The organism is Pantoea sp. AS-PWVM4 (assembly GCF_000468095.1).
Lineage (GTDB): Bacteria > Pseudomonadota > Gammaproteobacteria > Enterobacterales > Enterobacteriaceae > Pantoea > Pantoea phytobeneficialis.
Map to the genome: position 1 here is coordinate 188,811 of NZ_ASZC01000014.1, position 14,267 is coordinate 203,077.

The 14,267-nt window shown below is 55.6% G+C and carries 13 protein-coding genes and 1 other annotated feature; of the genes, 4 read left to right on the forward strand and 9 right to left on the reverse strand.

The window, feature by feature from the left end:
* Window positions 1–3: 3 nt before the first annotated feature.
* From thrC to L579_RS13550, 5 genes are all read right to left on the reverse strand, one after another.
* Window positions 4–1,290 (reverse strand): threonine synthase, encoded by a 1,287-nt coding sequence (thrC, locus tag L579_RS13535; RefSeq protein WP_021184787.1) that lies wholly within the window; start codon window positions 1,288–1,290, stop codon window positions 4–6.
* Between the two features lie 3 nt (window positions 1,291–1,293).
* Window positions 1,294–2,223, reverse strand: coding sequence for a homoserine kinase (gene thrB, locus L579_RS13540; protein ID WP_021184788.1), 930 nt, complete (start codon window positions 2,221–2,223; stop codon window positions 1,294–1,296).
* Window positions 2,224–2,225: 2 nt separating this feature from the next.
* Entirely contained in the window at window positions 2,226–4,688 is a 2,463-nt protein-coding gene (thrA, locus tag L579_RS13545) for a bifunctional aspartate kinase/homoserine dehydrogenase I (protein WP_021184789.1), read from the reverse strand.
* A 26-nt stretch (window positions 4,689–4,714) separates the two neighbouring features.
* Window positions 4,715–4,836: a sequence feature (Thr leader region), on the reverse strand.
* Complete coding sequence (thrL, locus tag L579_RS23355) at window positions 4,772–4,843, reverse strand: thr operon leader peptide (protein ID WP_071783593.1); 72 nt, start codon at window positions 4,841–4,843, stop codon at window positions 4,772–4,774. It overlaps the preceding feature by 65 nt.
* 185 nt (window positions 4,844–5,028) lie before the next feature.
* Window positions 5,029–5,733 (reverse strand): tRNA/rRNA methyltransferase, encoded by a 705-nt coding sequence (locus L579_RS13550; RefSeq protein WP_021184790.1) that lies wholly within the window; start codon window positions 5,731–5,733, stop codon window positions 5,029–5,031.
* A 609-nt stretch (window positions 5,734–6,342) separates the two neighbouring features.
* Between L579_RS13550 and arcA the strand changes: the two genes are divergently transcribed.
* Window positions 6,343–7,059 (forward strand): two-component system response regulator ArcA, encoded by a 717-nt coding sequence (gene arcA, locus L579_RS13555; RefSeq protein WP_013507799.1) that lies wholly within the window; start codon window positions 6,343–6,345, stop codon window positions 7,057–7,059.
* A gap of 66 nt (window positions 7,060–7,125) precedes the next feature.
* Here the strand turns inward: arcA and creA are convergent, their stop codons facing one another.
* Window positions 7,126–7,599 (reverse strand): protein CreA, encoded by a 474-nt coding sequence (gene creA, locus L579_RS13560; RefSeq protein WP_013507798.1) that lies wholly within the window; start codon window positions 7,597–7,599, stop codon window positions 7,126–7,128.
* 195 nt (window positions 7,600–7,794) lie between these two features.
* Here creA and robA point away from each other — a divergent pair, with 195 nt between their 5' ends.
* Window positions 7,795–8,676, forward strand: a complete 882-nt coding sequence (gene robA / locus L579_RS13565) for an MDR efflux pump AcrAB transcriptional activator RobA (protein ID WP_021184792.1) — start codon at window positions 7,795–7,797, stop codon at window positions 8,674–8,676.
* A 42-nt stretch (window positions 8,677–8,718) separates the two neighbouring features.
* Here the strand turns inward: robA and gpmB are convergent, their stop codons facing one another.
* The gene (gene gpmB, locus L579_RS13570; protein WP_021184793.1) at window positions 8,719–9,366 is read right to left on the reverse strand and encodes a 2,3-diphosphoglycerate-dependent phosphoglycerate mutase GpmB; all 648 of its coding nucleotides are present in this window, start codon (window positions 9,364–9,366) and stop codon (window positions 8,719–8,721) included.
* A gap of 51 nt (window positions 9,367–9,417) precedes the next feature.
* On the opposite strand from gpmB, the gene yjjX reads away from it, so the two are divergent.
* Window positions 9,418–9,936 carry an inosine/xanthosine triphosphatase gene (yjjX, locus tag L579_RS13575; RefSeq protein WP_021184794.1) on the forward strand — a complete coding sequence of 173 codons (519 nt, stop codon included), beginning with the start codon at window positions 9,418–9,420 and terminating at the stop codon, window positions 9,934–9,936.
* Here the strand turns inward: yjjX and trpR are convergent, their stop codons facing one another.
* Window positions 9,937–10,245, reverse strand: coding sequence for a trp operon repressor (gene trpR / locus L579_RS13580; protein WP_013507794.1), 309 nt, complete (start codon window positions 10,243–10,245; stop codon window positions 9,937–9,939). It abuts the gene before it with no gap.
* Between the two features lie 44 nt (window positions 10,246–10,289).
* A complete protein-coding gene (gene sltY / locus L579_RS13585; protein WP_036626663.1) occupies window positions 10,290–12,209 on the reverse strand; it encodes a murein transglycosylase in 1,920 nt (639 codons plus the stop codon).
* Between the two features lie 259 nt (window positions 12,210–12,468).
* On the opposite strand from sltY, the gene atzF reads away from it, so the two are divergent.
* Window positions 12,469–14,265: an allophanate hydrolase gene (gene atzF / locus L579_RS13590; RefSeq protein ID WP_021184796.1), complete on the forward strand. Its 1,797-nt coding sequence runs from the start codon at window positions 12,469–12,471 to the stop codon at window positions 14,263–14,265.
* The last annotated feature ends 2 nt before the right edge of the window (window positions 14,266–14,267 follow it).

Sequence of the window (14,267 nt, forward strand, 5' to 3'; positions counted from 1 at the left end):
TCATTATTTCGTCAGCAAGAACGCGCGGAGCGCGGCGAAATCTGCTTTCAAATTATGCGACAGCAGCGGCAGGTCGGCACGCTCAGCCAGTGCTTCCGGCAGCGGCAGCGTCTGCTCCAGAATCGCTTCCACGCTCTCCTTGAACTTCGCCGGATGCGCAGTGCCAAGGAACAGGCCGTACTCACCTTCCTGCAACTGATCGCGCAGCAGACGATAAGCAATCGCCGCATGCGGTTCAGACAGATAACCGATTTCTGCCAGCTCACGCATGGTCGCTTTGGTGGTTTCGTCGCTCACCGCACCATAGGCCAGATCGCCCAGACGCCAGGTTTTGCGGCGGAACAACTCTTCCACGCGCGGCCAGTTGTTCGGCTGGCTCACATCCATGGCGTTGGACAGCGTGGCAACGGTGGCATGCGGCGTCCATTCGCCATTGGCGAGGAAGCGCGGCACGGTATCGTTGGCGTTGGTGGCAGCGATAAAGCGTTTGATCGGCAGACCGAGTGATTTCGCCAGCAGGCCTGCGGTCAGGTCACCAAAGTTACCGCTTGGCACCGACACCACCAGCTGATTGCGTTTTTCCTGCGGCAGTTGCGCCACAGCTTCAAAGTAGTAGCAAATCTGCGCCAGCAGACGGCTGATGTTGATGGAGTTGGCTGAGTTCAGGCCGATCGCCTTTTTCAGTTCTTCATCATCAAAGGCTTGTTTCACCAGCGCCTGGCAGGCATCGAAATCGCCGTCGATGGCGATGGTTTCGATGTTCCCCCCCAGGGTGCAGAACAATTTTTCCTGCAACGGGCTGATTTTGCCCTGCGGATAGAGGATCACCACGCGCACGTTTTCCATGCCGTAAAACGCATGGGCTACTGCTGCGCCGGTATCGCCAGACGTGGCGGTCAGAATGGTGATTTTTTCATCGGCACCGCTGACATACGAAAGCATCTGCGCCATAAAACGGCCGCCGAAGTCTTTGAACGCCAGCGTCGGGCCATGAAACAGTTCGAGGCAGGCGACATCGTCGCTCACTTTTGCCACCGGGGCCGGGAACGCAAACGCGTTTTTCACGCGCTCAGCCAACTGATGTGCGGCAATTTCGTCACCGATGTAAGCCGAGAGGATTTTGCTGCTGCGGGTAACAAAATCCATCTCCAGCATCGCATCGATGTCGGTCAGTTCAAATTCCGGCAGTTCGAGCGGAAAAAACAGCCCCTGCTGCGAGCCAAGGCCCTGCTTCACGGCCTGAGCGAAGCTCACCTGCTCGTTATGATCCTTAAGGTTGTAGAGTTTCATGCGTTATCCCAATTTACGTGCGCCAGCCGTATCAAGACGGCAGATATGGACGAAACCTTCTTCATTTTGCAGATAGTGCTGGCTCAGCCAGTCTGCCATCCGCTGTGCCGTTGCCATCTCGTTGCAAACGGCGAAAAGTGTCGGGCCGGAACCCGAAATACCGCAGGCCAGCGCGCCAATATCGGCTGCTGCCTGGCGTGCTTCCGCAAAGCCCGGCAGCAGTTTGGTGCGATACGGCTCCGCCACCACATCCTGCATCAGCTTCGCGGCCAGTTCTGGCTGCTGAGTATGACAGGCATGGATGAAACCGCCCAGTAAACGACCGTGTTTGATGATGTCCTGTTTACGATACTGCGCCGGAAGAATCGCACGCGCTTCAGCGGTGGAGACTTTGATGCCCGGATAGGCCATCACCCACAGCCACTCGTCAAACGACGGCACTGACTGGCTGATAATGCCGTTCTCTTCAATCATCAACTGCACGCCGCCAAGGAAGCACGGCGCAACGTTGTCGTAATGCACGCTACCGGAGATACGTCCTTCCAGCTCGCCCATCAACGCCAGCAGTTCGGTGTCATTCAACGGCTTGCCGCAAAATTCGTTCATCGCCATCAGGCCAGCCACCACCGAGCAGGCACTGGAGCCAAGACCCGAGCCGATCGGCATGTTTTTTTCCAGCGTCATCGCCACCGGCACTTCTTTACCAATCGCTTCACAAAAACGCTGCCAGCACTGATAAACAATGTTTTCCTGTGGATTGTCCGGCAGTTTGCTGACGAAGCGCCCTTTGTTTACCAGGCTAAAGCGGTCGGCCGCCTCGACCGACACACAATCACCCAGCAGGGTGCCATCCACCGGCGAAACCGCCGCGCCAAGCACATCAAAGCCGACGCTGACGTTACCTATCGAGGCCGGTGCATAAATTTTTACCATCATCAAACTCCCAACTTCCACGACAGCGTGCGCAGCAGATCGGCAAACACACCGGCTGCGGTCACATCATTCCCGGCACCGTATCCACGCAGAACCAGCGGGATCGGCTGATAATAACGGCTATAGAACGCCAGGGCGTTTTCGCCATTTTTGACTTTAAACAGCGGATCGTTACTGTCCACTGCATCAATTTTCACTTTGCAGGCACCCCCCTCTTCGATGGCACCGACGAAGCGTAACACTTTACCTTCATCACGCGCTTTGGCAACGCGCGCCGCAAAGGCGTTGTCCAGTTCCGGCAAACGCTGCATGAATTGCTCAACGTCAGCAATCTCCGTCAGGCTGGCAGGCAGCAGCGGTTCGATCTCGATATCGCTCAGCTCCAGTTGATGTCCCGCTTCACGCGCCAGAATCAGCAGCTTACGCGCCACATCGGTGCCCGACAGGTCATCACGCGGGTCCGGTTCGGTGAAGCCCATGTCACGCGCCATTTTGGTCGCTTCAGACAGGGAAACGCCCTCATCCAGCTTGCCGAAAATAAACGACAGCGAGCCGGAAAGAATACCGGAGAATTTGATCAGCTCATCACCGGCATTCAGCAGATTTTGCAGGTTCTCGATCACCGGCAAACCTGCACCCACGTTGGTGTCATACAGGAACTTACGGCGCGATTTCTCCGCTGCCGCACGCATCTGCTGGTAATAATTCCATGAAGAGGTGTTGGCCTTTTTGTTCGGCGTCACGACATGGAAACCATCCGCGAGGAAATCCGCGTACTGATCGGCCACCGCCTGGCTCGAAGTACAATCGACAATCACCGGGTTCAGCAGGTGATACTCTTTCACCAGACGGATCAGACGACCAAGATTGAACGGTTCTTTGGCTTCCGCCAGCGCCCCTTTCCAGTTACTGAGATCGATGCCGTGCACGTTGGTCAGCAACGCGCGCGAGTTAGCGATGCCACACACCCGCAAATCGATATGCTTTTGCTTCAGCCACGCCTGCTGACGATGCAGCTGCTCCAGCAACGCCGCGCCGACGCCACCGACACCGACCACGAACACTTCAATCACCTGATCGGTGGCAAACAGCATCTGGTGCACTACACGCACGCCAGTAGTGACTTCATCGTTGCTCACCACGGCAGAGATGGAACGCTCCGAGGAACCCTGGGCAATGGCCACTATATTGATATTGGCTCGCGCCAGCGCGGAGAAGAACTTGGCAGAGATGCCACGCAGGGTGCGCATGCCGTCACCGACCACCGAGATAATCGCCAGTTGCTCAACCACTTCCAGCGGGTCCAGCAAGCCGTCTTTCAATTCGAGGTAGAATTCATCTTCCAGCACGCGGCGCGCGCGCGCCAGCTCGTTCTGCGGCACGCAGAAGCTGATGCTGTACTCGGAAGAGGATTGGGTAATCAACACCACCGAGATACCGGTGCGCGACATCGCAGCAAACACGCGTGCCGCCATGCCAACCATGCCTTTCATCCCCGGTCCGGAGACGTTAAACATCGCCATGTTGTTGAGGTTAGTGATGCCTTTAACCGGGTTTTCATCATGCTCACCTTCGCCACCAATTAAGGTGCCGGGTGCTTGCGGGTTAGCGGTGTTTTTAATCAGGCAGGGAATCTGGAACTGGGCAATCGGGGCGATGGTGCGGGGGTGCAGCACTTTGGCACCAAAGTACGACAGCTCCATTGCTTCCTGATAGGACATGGACTTCAGCAGGCGCGCATCCGGCACCTGACGCGGGTCACAGGTATAGACGCCATCGACGTCAGTCCAGATTTCACAACAGTCAGCACGCAGACAAGCCGCCAGTACCGCTGCCGAATAGTCAGAACCGTTACGGCCCAGCACCACCAGTTCGCCACGCTCGTTTCCGGCAGTGAAACCGGCCATCAGGATCATATGATCGGCAGGGATCTGGCTGGCGGCGATACGGCGGGTGGATTCATTGATATCCACGGTAGATTCAAGGTAGTGACCAACGGCCAGCAGTTTTTCCACCGGATCGATGACCGTCACTTTGTAGCCGCGCGCCTGGAGCAGCGCTTCCATAATGGCGATGGACAGCTTCTCACCCCGGCAGATGATGGCAGCATTGACCGCATCCGGGCACTGTCCCAGCAGGCTGATGCCATGCAGCACCTGCTTCAGTTGGGCAAATTCGAGGTCAACGCGAGTCTTCAATCCATCATAATCGAAGCCCGGCTGTGCATCGGCCAACCCCTGCAACAGCTCGGCAAAAATACGTTCGGCATCGCTGATATTCGGCAACGCATCCTGCCCGCTAATGGTTTTCTCAATCATCGCCACCAGATGATTGGTAATTTTCGCTGGCGCAGAGAGTACGGTTGCAACCTGTCCCTGTTGCGCATTGCTTTCCAGAATGTCTGCCACGCGGAGAAAACGTTCCGCATTGGCTACCGAGGTCCCGCCGAATTTCAGCACTCGCATGGTTAAAGCTCTCCTGAATTTATGCCGAAAAAAAAGCCCGCACTGGTTAGGTGCGGGCTTCTTTTTTGTTTTTCCTGTATGCGTCAGCCCGCACCGTTACCTGTGGTAATGGTGGTGGTAATAATAATGGTGGTGTTCAGGCTGTTTGTACGCATTGAGATTTTTTTCTGTCTGTCTTGATTGTCCGTCTGCCTTCCAGAATTAAAGCAAAGCGCACGTTAAGTCAACGAATTTGTCCTAAGGCGGATTTTTCGCCACTACGCAGTGCTGCGCTTTGCCCGGAAAATGCCATCGGGATCGTTCAGCAAATAGCCACAACTCCCGATCTGTCACTGCAAAGTCAGGATTTACCCGAGTTATTATCTATAAGTTTTTTTTCTACGTCGTGCAGCAGACGGTGCAGCATGGCGCTGTCACGTTGTTCCAGCAAACCGATACGTTGATCGATCCAGTCCACCATCTTGGCATCGTCGTCCACTGCCAGACGAACCAACAATTGCTGGAAACGCACCCGCAACGCCTGCAACTGCTGCGCATCCGCCATCGCCGCCGGCTGGGCCGCCACCTGATTAAGCGCAGAGAGTTGGTAGCAATACACCATCACTGCCTGCCCGAGATTGAGCGAGGGATAGTCGTTTGCCATCGGAATGCCGGTGAGCAGGTCCACCTGTTCCAGCTCCTCATTGGTCAATCCGCTATCCTCGCGGCCAAACACCAACGCTATCCGGCTCAGCCACTGGCGTTTCTCCTGCAAAATGGTTTCCACTTGTGCGGGTGTGGCGTAGTAACGGAACTTCGCCCGGCTGCGCGCCGTGGTCGCGACCGAGAAGTCCACGTCCTGAAGTGCGTCACTAAGCGTGTCATAAGTTTTTACGCTATCAAGGATTTCGCCTGCGCCGTGCGCCACGCGTCGGGCCGCCGGATCCTGCCAGGCATCGCTGGCGACAATACGCAACTCGCTAAAACCCATGGTTTTCATGGCACGGGCGGCGGCACCGATATTTTCTGGTCGGGCGGGAGAGACAAGAATGAGGGGGAAATGCATGATTTTTCCATCGAACTGTTAACAACTCAGCGTATGTTGGCATGCACACCGGAAAATACCAACCATGCGGATATAAGAAAATAAGATGTTAAGGATGTTAAAACGGAATAAAATCGCGAGGTAGCATAAATTAACGTATTAAAGCTAAATTTCCGTACCATTTTATTATAAAAGCATTAGATATCATCTTATTGAAATATAATTTCCGGCAAGTTTTTGTTTTGCTATTATGCAGCCGGAATGTAGCAAAAATGCTGCTTTTTGTGAGCTAAGCTGGCATTCCTGGAGAAGTTTTTCATAAAAGTGTTAACGTGCTACACTTGCATTTGATATAAGTCAACGAAGCGTTGTTTTTATGCTTATCGGTTGTTGTTGGTGCTGTTAGGTTGCTGTTAATACGGTTAGGATAAGCGCCAGTCCGATACCCACGGGGCACGCAAATATTCATCCTGACTGGCTGAGCTAACACTGAAGTTGACGTAGATGGATGGTGTATTCCGAAGATTATTTCGTACACCGGTTGCGAACGGCATGCTGTTACGATTAACAGTAAGTGCAACCGCCGTACGCCCTGTTTTCGATTTGTTGGCAAATTTTAGGTAGCGAAACATGCAGACCCCGCACATTCTTATCGTTGAAGACGAACTGGTCACGCGTAACACCCTCAAAAGCATCTTTGAGGCTGAAGGTTACATGGTCTATGAAGCCACCGACGGCGCCGAAATGCATCAGGTTCTGACGGAAAACGACGTCAATCTGGTGATTATGGACATCAACCTGCCGGGCAAAAACGGCTTGTTGCTGGCGCGTGAACTGCGTGAGCAGGCGAACGTAGCGCTGATGTTCCTCACCGGCCGTGATAATGAAGTGGATAAAATCCTTGGTCTGGAAATTGGCGCGGATGATTACATCACCAAGCCATTTAATCCGCGTGAGCTGACCATCCGTGCGCGTAACCTGTTGTCGCGTACCATGAATCTGGCGATGCCCAATGAGGAGCGTCGTCAGGTGGAAAGCTATCGTTTCAACGGTTGGGAGCTGGATATCAACAGCCGCTCACTGATCAGCCCGAACGGCGAGCAGTACAAGCTGCCGCGCAGTGAATTCCGCGCCATGCTGCACTTCTGCGAAAACCCAGGCAAAATTCAGACCCGTGCTGACCTGCTCAAAAAAATGACCGGTCGCGAGCTGAAGCCGCATGACCGCACCGTGGATGTCACCATCCGCCGTATCCGTAAGCATTTCGAATCTACGCCGGATACCCCAGAAATCATCGCCACTATTCATGGCGAAGGTTATCGCTTCTGCGGTGAGTTGCAGGACTAATCTGCACATATCTGTTCTGTAGCGGCGCGATTTATCGCGCCGCTACGAATAGGTGCCAGCCTGTTGTTAATGCCAGGGCATAATCGGCACAGCGCTCAGCGCGTTTTTTGGCGAGCCTTCCACCACTTTATCTGAGTAAGCCAGGTAGACCAGCGCGTTGCGCTTTTGATCATAAAAGCGTACAACCTGTAGCTTCTTAAAAACCAGCGATGTGCGCTTCTGGAACACCACATCCCCCTGCGCTTTACCTTGCGCAATTTTATCGCTCAGCGTAACCGGCCCTACCTGCTGGCAGGAAATCGCCGCATCGGAAGTGTCCTCGGCCAGACCTAATCCGCCTTTGATCCCACCGGTTTTCGCCCGGCTGATATAACAGGTTACATTTTTTACATCGGGGTCATCAAAGGCTTCCACCACGATCTTATGATCGGGGCCAAACATCTTGAAAACCGTGTCAACTGAGCCGATCTCCTCTGCCTGGAGGGATCCCGCGAAGGCATATGTTGCCAGGGTGACTATAAGAAGGCGAGCTATTGTCATGGAGTTACCATTGCAAACGGAATAGATGAGAATGTAATGTACTGGCAATCGATAACAGAACCAAACCAAATGGGTAACAACCCGCATTGATGTAGCACAGTCGACTTACAAAACCGCCCTCTCGCCTTTTTGCATTTCGTGCTATTATTCGACGACTTCATAAGTTGCGCCACCAGAGAGTTATGAGGATGTTTTATGGACCAAGCCGGTATCATTCGCGATTTGCTTGTCTGGCTGGAGAGCCATCTGGATCAACCCCTTTCACTGGATAATGTCGCCCTGAAAGCGGGCTATTCCAAATGGCATCTGCAGCGCATGTTTAAGGACGTGACAGGCCACGCGATCGGCGCTTATATCCGCGCTCGCCGGCTGTCTAAGGCCGCGGTGGCGTTACGCCTCACCAGCCGCCCGATACTCGACATCGCCCTGCAATACCGTTTCGATTCCCAGCAGACCTTTACCCGTGCGTTTAAAAAGCAGTTCAATCAGACGCCCGCCTGGTATCGTCGTTCGTCAGACTGGAACTCCTTCGGTATCCGCCCGCCGATCCGTCTGGAAGATAACCACATGCCTGAGCCGCAGTTTGTCACGCTGCCGGAAACGGTGTTGGTGGGTCAAACCCAAAGCTACAGCTGCACGCTGGAGCAGATTTCCAGCTATCGCGACGAAATGCGCGTGCATTTCTGGAAACAGTTCCTGCTGGAAACCGATACCGTGCCACCGGTGCTGTATGGCTTGCATCAGGTACGCGCCAGCCATGAAAAGGATGACGAGCAGGAGATTCTCTACACCACCGCGGTGCCTGCCGATCAACTGGCAAAAAGCATGCAATCCAATCAGAGCGTGATTCTGGAAGCGGGTGATTATGTGCAGTTCACCTATAACGGACCGCGTACCGCGTTGCAGGAATTTATTCTGCTGCTGTACGGGACTTGCATGCCCACGCTGGGCCTGGTACGTCGTCAGGGGCAGGATATCGAACGTTTCTTCACCCACGGTGGCAAGAAGCGTAGCGAGCCACCTACCGAGATTCGCTGCGAGTATCTGATTCCGATACGTCCGGTGCAAGAACGCTAACAGCAAAATGCCGTCGTCATGACGGCATTTTCATATTGCGCTTCAGCGTTGCAGTTCATCCAGCGCTGGTGCATCCAGATGTGACACATCCCCGGCCGTCTCCACCACCCAGCCCGCTGCCAGCCAGGCGCTCTGCTGATGGTCAACGCGAGAGATGGAGCAGTTACGCAGACGCAAACGGCGTTCGGCATGTGCCGGTAAACCAAGAATGGTACTGACCAGCACGCCGAGTGCCATACCGTGGCTGACAATCAGTGGACGGCTGCCTGCCGGTAATCCGAGGCAATCATTTAACGCCGCGTGCATCCGCGCCGCCATCTCCGCCATCGACTCACCGCCAGGAATGCGACCGTTTTCGGTGCCATCCACCAGGGTTTTCCGCCAGCTCTCTTCTTCCGCCGTCAACCCTTCGATTGGGCGCTGTTCCAGCACCCCCATATTGAGTTCGCGCAGGCGCGCATCAAGCGTTACCGCACAACCGCAGGCATCCGCGATAATTTCCGCAGTGCGACGAGTACGTCCTAAATCGCTGGCAATCACATGGGTAATCCCCAGCGATTTAACGCGCTCACCCACCTGATGGGCCTGTTGCTCACCTTTCTCCGTCAGCGGACTGTCGGACTGCCCCTGAATGCGTCGGGCCGCATTCCAAACCGTTTCACCGTGACGAACAAGATAGACCTGTAGCATGCTTAATTTCCGTTATACTGCGACAAATTTGCCTTGAGGGTTCAAACAATTATGTACCATGTTGTCGCAGCCACCATCAATCCGGCAAAAATCCGCGCGATTGCACAAGCGTTCAACGACGTTTTCGGCGAAGGATCCTGCCATATTGAAGGGGTCGAGGTCGAGAGCGGCGTTGCAGCCCAGCCGCTGACGGATGTCGAAACGCGAACTGGCGCACGTCAGCGTGTTGCCAACGCACGCGCCAAAAAAGCGGATGCCGATTTTTGGGTGGCCATTGAAGCCGGAATTGAAGGCGACAGCGCCTTCGCGTGGATGGTGGTGGAAAATGCGCAGCAGCGCGGTGAATCACGTTCCGCCAGCTTTACGCTACCAGCGGTGGTGATGGCAGGTTTGAGCGCCGGTCATGAGTTGGGTGATGAAATGGCGCGCTTAACCGGCGTGGAAAATATCAAACAGAAAGGCGGAGCGATTGGTGCCTTTACCCACGGGCTGCTGACGCGTTCCAGCGTCTATCATCAGGCGCTGATTCTGGCGCTTTGCCCGTTCACCCATCCGTTGTACCAGCAGTGATCAGGCGCGTCCCAGACGCGCTTCCAGCCAACGTTTCAGCTCCGGCGGGGCTTCTTTCAGGCTGTTGGAGCCACGGGTGATGGTGGCAATACCAACGCCTAGCTCATTCTTCAGCTCACGCTGGCTCATCTCTCCGTTCATCAACTCTTCAATGATGCGCAGACGCGTGCCAAAAGACTCCCGCTCATCCGGGGTCATCATCAATTGCAGCAACGGTAAGGCGACGCCATCGGCGAAGGCATTTTGCATCAGGTCAACAAAACGCAGCCAGTTATCTTCAACAGGCTGGGAAGAAAGGGGTTGGCTCATGAAGGGCTTCCGTACTCATTAACGAGTACGGAAGCATAGCACAGTCAGTAGCGGCGATTCCACTCGCTATCTGCCAGAATCTTATCGGGTTGTCCCATGAAGTAACGATAGTAGGCATCATACGCCAGCACGTTCTTCACGTAGCCACGAGTTTCCGAGAAGGGAATGGTTTCAATAAACGCCACCGCATCCAGACGTCCACCACTGTTGTTCAGCCAGCTACGCACTCGCGACGGTCCGGCGTTGTAAGCTGCCGAGGCAAAGATACGGTTCTGCTCAAACTGCTGATAGACATAATCCAGATATTGCGTACCAATCTGGATATTGGTTTGTGGATCAAGCAATTGGCCGCTGTTCACATAACCGGGAATGTTATACATCTTCACGGTATGCGTGGCGGTCGCGGGCATCACCTGCATCAGCCCACTGGCCCCCACCGGCGAACGCGCTTTCGGGTTCCACGCACTCTCCTGACGCGAAATTGCCATGGCATAACTTTGCGGAATCGCTTTGCCGCTGGTGTACTGCTGATACAGATTGCGCCATGCCAGCGGGAAGCGTTCTTTCAGACTGTCCCACATTTTGGCGGTAATGGTGGCCTGCACGCTCAGATCCCACCAGTCCTGCTCATTGGCGTAGCGCGCCAGCATCTGTTGCTGCTGACGGGTTTTGCTGGAAATCAGGTTAGCCCATTCGCTGCGCGCCAGGTTATCCAGCCCCCAGTACATCAGCTCGCGCACCCGTGCCAGTTCCGCACCCTGCACCAGATTGCTCTCCGGTGCCGGAGCCGGATTCACCTGCAACGGATAGTCGACGCCCAACCGCTGGGCCGCCACCATCGGATAGAAACCCCGTCCCTGCATCAACTTGCGCAGGATTTCGTCGGCTTCATCTTTACGTCCCTGCTCAATCAGCAGGTCGGCCTGCCAGTATTGCCACTCATCTTTCTCTTTGGCCTCGACCGGCAGGCGAGCAATCCAGGTATTCAGTCCCCGCCGGTCGTTATTACCCAGCGCAAGTCGCACCCGGCGCTCAATCAACGTGGTGGATTCGCTGTTCATCACCACGTTATCGCGCCAGCGCGCCTGCTCAGAAGTCACATCGTTGCCCATCAGACGCCACGCGACGATCTCTTTCAGCGCCTGCTCATCTGCCGGTCCCATCTTCTGCGACTGCACCAGTCCCGGAATCATCAGGCGCGCATTTTCTGCGTCCTGACGTGCCACACGGGCGAAAGCAAAGTTGGTGGCCTGGCGGGTAAAATCCGTCGGCCCAACGCTGCTGGCAAAGCTGGTGACGGTTTGCGGGTTCTGCTGCAACGTCATCACTGCCGTGGCGATGGTTTGATAATCCGCTGGCAACATCTTTGCCAGATAATTGACCAGGCTATCGTTACCCTCTTTCATCGCCAGGCGAATACGCTCAAGGATGGTGATCGGCGAGAGTTGCCCGGCAGATTGCCACACTGAGAACAACTGGTCGCAATCATTAGGCAGCGATGTCCCGCGTAGCCAGATGTCTTTCGCGCCATCAAACGCCACCTGCTGCTGGCCGGTGGCCCACTTGGCGTAATACCAGTTACAACGCGCCTGTACCGGTTGCGGTGCTTCCGGGCTGAAATTCAGCAATTCCTGCCATGCCTGACGGTGTGCCAGCACATTGACAAAACGGGTGGAGAGCGCACGCGCAGGCGGTAACGTCGGGTATTGTTGAATAAAATTCTTCACCGCCAGCGGCGTTTCCTGATCGAGATCCTGCGCCAGCATACGGTATTGCAGATAAGGATAGAGCGGGTAATCCTGTAGCGTTGGCATCAACTGTGCCACGGTGTCCATCTGCTTGTTATCCCAGGCTTGTTTTATCTGGGCATAACGCTGTCGTTGCTGGTCTAGCGAATCGGCCCACACGCTGCTGGCCGCACTGACCAGGCAGATCCCTATAATCCAGTTACGCCACTTATCCACTTCACTCTCCTCTTTGTGCTGCGATCCAGCTGCATGCCAGACTTTCTTCATGCTAACCAGGCCAACACGCTCTTGCCATGTTCTTCATAAAATTTACGATCATGCACCGCTATCGACCAGATGCTGCGCCGCCATTGTGCACTTATTCATCACAAAAACTTATCGTACTGGAACTAATTTCGCATAATCATTCTGTTACAAATATGGCACGGCCTTTGCTCTGTTGAATTCCATCTTGTATACCAGTTGGAATTCACTCATGGCATCGACTTTTGGCTACACGCTTCAGGATTGGCAACAGCGTTACCAACAGGAACCGCAGCAGATCACCGCCCTGCTGGAAGCACACCTCGCAGCTATCGATAACCAGGATAATGCGTGGTTGTATCTCGCCACCCCGGCACAACTTCAGGCACAAATTGAGCCGCTGTTAGCCAGCTATCTGCGCAACCCGGCGGCACTGCCGTTATTTGGCGTACCTTTTGCCGTCAAAGACAATATCGATGTCGCGGGCTGGCCGACGACCGCCGCCTGCCCGGCGCTGACTTATACCGCCAGCGCAGATGCCTTTGTCGTCGCCCAACTGAAAGCCGCCGGCGCGGTGGTAATTGGCAAAACCAACCTCGACCAATATGCCACCGGTCTGGTCGGCACCCGTTCCCCTTATGGTGCGGTGCGTAATACCTTTAATGCCGACTACGTCAGCGGCGGCTCCAGTTCCGGCTCGGCGTCGGTACTGGCACGCGGTCTGGTAGGCTTCTCGCTCGGCACCGATACCGCCGGTTCCGGTCGCGTACCGGCTGGCTTCAATAATGTGGTGGGCCTGAAACCGACCAAAGGCTGGTTCTCGGCCAGTGGATTGCTGCCCGCCTGCCGCCTGAACGACACCATTTCCGTATTTGCCCTGACGGTGGAAGATGCCTTTGCCGTCGCCAGCGCCGCTGGCGGTTATGACGCGGCCGATGCCTATTCGCGCAGCAATCCGCATACTGCGCCCGCCAGCATCAAGGCGCACCCCGACTTTGCCATTCCGGCCAACCCGGAATTCTTTGATGACAAGCAAGCAGAAGCCGCCTGGGACAGTGCACTGGAACGCCTGCTCGCCAGCGGTGCTACGCTGCACCCCATCGACTTTACCCCATTCCAGCAACTGGCCGAGCAGCTCTACTACGGCCCGTGGGTAACGGAGCGCACCGTGGCGGTGGGCGAGATGATCAACCGCCCGGAAGAGATGGACCCGGTGGTCTATGGCATCGTGAAAAGCGGTCTGGATTACAGCGCGGTCGATGCCTTCAAAGCCGAATATCTGCGCGCGGAACTGACGCGCCAAATTCAGCAAACGCTGGCGCAGTTCGATGCGCTGGTGGTGCCGACCTCCCCCACCATCCACACCATTGAAGAGATGAAGCAGGAGCCGGTGCGCTACAACTCGCAGTTTGGCACCTACACCAACTTCACCAATCTGGCCGACCTCAGCGCGCTGGCGCTACCGGCACCGTTCCGTGCCGATGGCCTGCCGGCGGGCATCACCCTGATCGCCCCCGCCTGGCATGATCGTGCCTTGGTGGAATTCGGCCTGCGCTGGCAGCAGCAGCTGGCATTGCCGCTCGGTGCCACCGGCAAAGCGCAGCCAATGCAGCATCGCGCCCTGCCGCCTTCCGCCGATCATGTGCGCGTCGCAGTCGTTGGTGCTCACCTCACCGGTATGCCGCTCAACTTCCAGCTCACCACCCGCCAGGCGGTGCTGGTGGAGGAAACCACCACCGCCAGCCATTACCGTCTGTTTGCGCTGCTGGATGGGCCGATCAAAAAACCGGGCCTGCTGCGCGATGAACATGGGGCAGCGATCACCGTCGAGCTGTGGGATATCCCGCTGGCACGCTTTGGCGAGTTTGTGGCGGAAATCCCGCCGCCGCTGGGAATTGGCTCGCTGACGCTGGCCGATGGCCGGGTGGTGAAAGGTTTTATCTGTGAACCGATGGTGCTGAAACAGGCACTGGAGATCACCGAATTTGGCGGCTGGCGCAACTGGCTGACATCCCTGGGGAGTAAATAATC